Source organism: Oceanobacillus neutriphilus, from assembly GCF_014645515.1.
GTDB lineage: Bacteria > Bacillota > Bacilli > Bacillales > Amphibacillaceae > Oceanobacillus > Oceanobacillus neutriphilus.
The window spans coordinates 1-4,191 of record NZ_BMLW01000033.1 but is presented as its reverse complement, the minus strand read 5'-3'; the positions used below and the strand labels follow the sequence as shown (position 1 = coordinate 4,191).

Sequence of the window (4,191 nt, the reverse complement as noted above, 5' to 3'; positions counted from 1 at the left end):
ATGTTGTATAATGCGCTGATTACCACCAGATTCACGTTGGATTTGTGCAAGAATCCCATTTACCTCGGAATTGGAAACTGTCTCACGCATTTGTGCTGCTGCTCTCCTGATTGGTAAAGTCCATCCGCCAACATTGGTGATGCCCATTCCCATACTGACACCAGTACCGGAGCTAAACATGTTGTCTATTTTTTTCTTTAAAAACTTAACTCCGCCGTCTTTGATTTTATTGAATCCGGCGATAGGAACTTGCTTTAAAGCTCCAATAAACGGTTCTGCTTTGACACCAAGATGCGCTAAAGCTTTATTTAATAATTGTTTAGGATCGTCAATATAGGAATATACATCAAATGCAGCATCTCTGCTAAACAAATTAATGCTTCGCATCATATCTCTTGATGAGCTTATAATGTCATTAAAACCAATACCATTGGCATAAGCAGGAAGATTATTAAACAGCGCTTTTGTATCAAGTGCTGATAATACTTGAGTGCCTTTCGGCATGTTAGGAATCAACGTCGGTCTAGCCGGAGATAAATACGGTTTCTTCCCAGGTTCTGCAACTAACTCAGGTCCAGCATTACGGCCTGTTCCATCACCAACCCAGGCTGGCCCATCTTTTGGATGACCTTCCGTTCCGCGAGCGTAACCAACTACAGATGCAGCTACACCGCCAAATGCAGCTTTACTTTTCCAAGTCTCGACTTGATAATCAATCCCTAGTTTTTCTAGTACCCAGTTAATCCCACCAATCACGCCGTTAACGCCCTTTTGAAGTGTCGAAATCATTGCGTTACCAATATTACCAAAGGCTGTTTTTATTTTCCCTATCGTTTTGCTGATGCCGTCAGCCATTTTACCTGGCATATCCTTAACGTTTTGAACCATTTCCTTAATCCATCCAGATACGTTGTCCCGGATGTTTTTAAAAGTTTCAGAGATTCCATCTTTCAAACTTGTGAATCTCTCTTTTACATTTGAGACAATATTTTTAACCGGATTCCAAATTTTATCTTTTACTGCATTCCAGAGCCTTTGAGCTGTATCACGAATTGTAGTAAAAATATTGGAAGTACTTTCTTTCATCCCGGTGAATCTATTACGAACAAAATTAACAATGTTTCCAATTATCTCTTTAAAAAATCCAAATACATTATTCCAAAGGGATGTTATGAAATCTTTGATGCCGTTAAATATGGTTTTGATTATATTCCATAGTCCGGTAAAGCTATTTTTTACAAAGGTAACAATGGTCGATATTATTTTGCTGAAGAATGACCATATTGCGTTCCAGATTGTTGATATCACTTTCCAGATTGTTTGCGTTATGGAACCAACAGTATTACTCATAGTGGTGAAACTACTTCGAACAAAGCCAACAATCCAAGTAATCACTGTGGAAAACAGATTACTTATACCTGTCCACATTGATTTGAAAAGACCGGCAAATCCTTTGATAAATAGCATTCCGCCTTTAATGATTCGACCGAAAAATGACAGCTGGATAAAGTTCCATACAAACTTCACTGCACCCGAAAGGATGTTTTTAACTGCATCCCACATTTCAGACCAGTTTCCGGTAAAAAGTGCGCTGAAAAATTGTATCAACCCAGTTATAACCTTTAGTGCTCCGTCTATAGTTCCTTTTATTGCATTCCATGTTTCGATAACGATAAATTTAACTACTGGCCAGACAACAGTCATGATTTTTTCTATTACGGACATAGTAGTTTTAATAATTTTTTGGATATATGGAAAGACTATCTTTGCTCCTGTGCTCAAGCCATTTATAGCCCCTAGGGCTACCTTAGATATTTTCGGCCAAACAACATTCCAGCCGATGGATATTTTATCAAGTGCCCATTTGATGGATGTGTATATACCTGATGAAAATTTCTTTATTCCATTCCACACTACGGTGACGGTACCAAGTACCACGGTCTTAATAAAACCCCATACATTTTTGGCTGCTTGTTGGATCATATCACCGTGTTTATTCCAGAAATCGGTAAGCCTGCCCCATACATCCATTGCATAGGAAACCACAGCAGATACTNAATGCTGTCACCATTTTTATTCCACCAATTAATTAATCCACTCCATATTTTTTTAACAAAACCAACGGCAGTCGAAATTCCCTCTGATATGCCATCTTTAATTTTCCCAAAGATGCCAACTGTTTTATTTATCATTTTTCCAGAACTTGAACCGAACCAAGACGTTAACCTAGACCAAGCGTTTTTAATAAAATCAGTAAAGGATTTTATATATGGAGCAACAAACTCTGTTAGATTCCCCCATACATTGCTGATTACTTCGGTTACTTTTGATAGTGCATTACCAACAATTTCAGAGACAGATTCGAAAGTATTCTTAATAAATGGAATTACCTTGTTCTGTAAAATATCCTTTGTACTGTCGTATATGCCCGTGAAGACTTCAACCACTTTATCAATTGCAGGCTTTAAGAATTCATAAATTGTGATTCCTAAATCTTTAAAAAAAGTTCCTATACTTTGGATAAGGTTTCGGAACTTCTCTGATTTTTTATATGCCGTAACGAATGCAGCACCTAAAGCAATTATTCCAGATATAATCCAACCGATAGGACCGGTGAGAAATCTTAATCCAGTTAACAGTCCTCGGAACAGTTTACTTAAAAGTCCCCCTTTTTTGGCACTGTCAGCAGCATCTTTTCCAACTTTTCTTATCCCATCCTTTTTACCGATAAACCCAAGTAATTTACCGAATGCTTCTGTAACACCCCCAACAAATAAAATGAGTTTTCCTAAACCTAATATTATTGGTCCAAGTGCTACAACTCCAACGCTACCAAATAATAATAATTTCTTTATGATGTCCTGCAGGAAAGGAGACAGGCCATCGTATGATGCTTTTAAAGCTTTTGCTTTATCTATAACACCAGTAAAGAATTCTCCAAACTTAACTCCAGCTTTTTCAGCAAAATCTCCCATGGTATCTATCCGGCCAGTGAAATCAACAATTAAAGGCTTTAACTGTGAAAAGAAACCTCCACCTTTTCCTCCGGCATCTAAAAAGGAGGCTCCTAAACGGCCGACAGCTGCCCACATATTTGCAAGACCTGCAGTAAAGGATTCTTCACCGATTTTTTGTGCTGCTCCGCCAATATTATTTTCAATAGCTTTCATCAACATTTCAGATGATATTTTACCATCTGAAGCCAAGTTAGTTACTTCTTCTGCTGCAACGCCTGCCTCTTTCGCTAACCATTGATAAACTGGCAATCCTCTATCAGATAATTGCTGTAACTCACCGTTATAGGCTTTATTTGAGGTCTTTACTTTATTTAAGACCGCTCCCATTTCACTCATACTTGATCCAGCTATTGCAGCAGCATCACCAGTGGTTGATAAGTACTTTGTCAATTCTTTCCCCGGTTCTACTCCTGCAGCAACTGCATTGGCAGCTGTGGTTGCAGCTTCACCCATACCAAAAGATGTTCCGCGAACCGCATCAAGGGCAGACTCCATGATTTTTTCTACACCTTCAGCATCGTGTCCAAGACCTTTCAATTTGGCTTGAGCTGTGTCTATCCCGATGAGTCGGTCAAACCCTTTAACAAGTGCTATACCGGTTAACGCGGACACGGCACCCAAAGCTGGCATGGTGATTTTTTTGGTTAATTGTCCACCGATATCCGACATTTGAGTACCGATGCCTTTTAATTTGCTTCCAAAATCTTGTAATCCTTTACCAGCCTTAGTCCATCCACTATTTGCAATAGCTTGTTCTTTCTTTAAGTTCGTAAGTTCATTTTTTGTGCGTTGGATATATCTCTCAAGATTGTTTAAAGATGCAGCTTGATTATTGTATTCACGGGCAGCCTTTTCGGCTTGTTTGGAACCTTCGCCGTGCTCCCTGACCATTTTTTCATATTCAGACTTTGCCTCTTTTACGACTGATTTTTGAACTTCAAGTTTTTTATTTAAGCCATCAAGTCTTGTTTCATATTTACCTATTGACTTATCAGAGCGATCAAAAGAAGACATATTCTTCTTCATTTCGCTGTTTACAGTTCTTATTTTGTCTTTTAAGCCAGTTAAGCCGCGTTCTACACGTAGTGTTTCTAAATCCAGTCCAATACTTAATCCTTCGATTTTTTCCAAATAGCATATACCTCCTTTCTATCAAGGTAGGTCTAAAACTGAA

The 4,191-nt window shown here is 38.5% G+C and carries 1 protein-coding gene and 1 pseudogene; both read right to left on the bottom strand.

Annotated features, from left to right (window positions below):
* A pseudogene (locus tag IEX29_RS26225) lies at window positions 1-2,031 on the bottom strand (hypothetical protein); the annotation flags it as partial.
* Complete coding sequence (locus tag IEX29_RS26220; protein ID WP_444544104.1) at window positions 1,980-3,647, bottom strand: phage tail protein; 1,668 nt, start codon at window positions 3,645-3,647, stop codon at window positions 1,980-1,982. The gene IEX29_RS26220 and the pseudogene IEX29_RS26225, both read right to left, overlap by 52 nt.
* Between the last annotated feature and the right edge of the window lie 544 nt (window positions 3,648-4,191).